The following is a 1,252-nucleotide window of genomic DNA, read 5'->3' on the forward strand; positions in this document are numbered from 1 at the left end:
GTCTTTGATTTTTGGGAGGTGCGGTTTGTAACAGAACACCGGGGATTTGACGCGATTCCACCAATAAAAACAGGCAGATTTGGGCAACGTGTGTACCTGTGGTGATGTGGGTGAGATAGGTTTCTTCTTCTGTATCAAATGGATAGCCTGCTGCCCAATCGTGCAGTTTGGTATAAACCTCGGAGAAATCCCACGGGTTTGCCAGCTCCATAGGTACGAGATTGACGACTGTGTGCGGCGACACCTGCTGAATATCGGCTTTTACATGATCTGCCAGCTCGCGATATTTCTCCGCATAAAACAGCTCCATGCGGTCGAGATGAAAATCTTGACGCTGATTCATGGCGACGTTTGGCCGCCATTTTAACCAACGGCCCTGACCGAAACCGCTGTCCAATACCGTACCGAGAAAGCTGACGGCGACTTGTTTTTTGGGATTGGTATTCATGTTTCAGACGGCCTTTAAATTATTTTTTCCAATACAAACACGCCGTAACCATCGCCCAACGGCAGCTCGAAATCCGTATGCAGGATTTGGCGTTTTACTTGTACAGTTTCGTCAGTTTTCGGATTAAAACCTTCTTTTAAGGCCGTCTGAAAATACACACCGAAGCCGCGTTTCTGCCATGCGGGCAATTCGTTGAAATTGATATTGTGTTCAAACAGCAAATCATGTTTCTGCGCGCGCGTGAGACCGCTGACCGCTTCTGTGGCTCGGGATACGCTTTCTCCTTTCTTGCGCAGCATCCAATAGCAGTGGGCGTTGAGCGCGTTGCGGTATGAGTCTTCGTGCCGCCAACGGAAATAATCGACCACCAGTTTTTCGTTCGGCAAAACGCAAACTCTGGCATCAAAAGCGGCGGTCTGCCCGTGCGCCACAGAAAAGGCGGCGCTGGCCTCACCAGCCAATACCGAAATGATTTTGCGCGTTTTGCGTTTGAACGTATCGTCGTCTCGACGCAGCAATAGTGAAATTTCATCGCTTTCCGAATAGCCGTACACCACATTGAAGCCACATTTCATCAAATGACGGACGGTGTGCGCCATCAGGTCGCGGAAACGAATGTCGAACGGGGCTTCAAACTGCCAAATTTCCTTGGTTAGTCGTGTAAAACCACGCCCGTCTAAGCGTACAACAATAAAATTTTCCTGTGGTACGCAAAAGTCATAAGCGGTTTCGTATTGTCGCAAGCGTTTGTCCAAATCATCGAATCTCATCATATATCCTTGTATATTTTATTTTCTATATAAC

2 protein-coding genes are annotated in these 1,252 nt (G+C 48.0%); both read right to left on the reverse strand.

Annotated features, from left to right (window positions below):
- Positions 1-448, reverse strand: a 448-nt coding sequence (locus tag ACTHUM_RS14485; protein ID WP_440403223.1) for an RNA repair transcriptional activator RtcR family protein, incomplete at its 3' end; no start/stop codon positions are given.
- A gap of 14 nt (positions 449-462) precedes the next feature.
- Positions 463-1,218, reverse strand: a complete 756-nt coding sequence (locus ACTHUM_RS14490; protein ID WP_107768957.1) for a tRNA(His) guanylyltransferase Thg1 family protein — start codon at positions 1,216-1,218, stop codon at positions 463-465.
- Between the last annotated feature and the right edge of the window lie 34 nt (positions 1,219-1,252).

This window comes from Neisseria sp. P0021.S006, assembly GCF_051956895.1.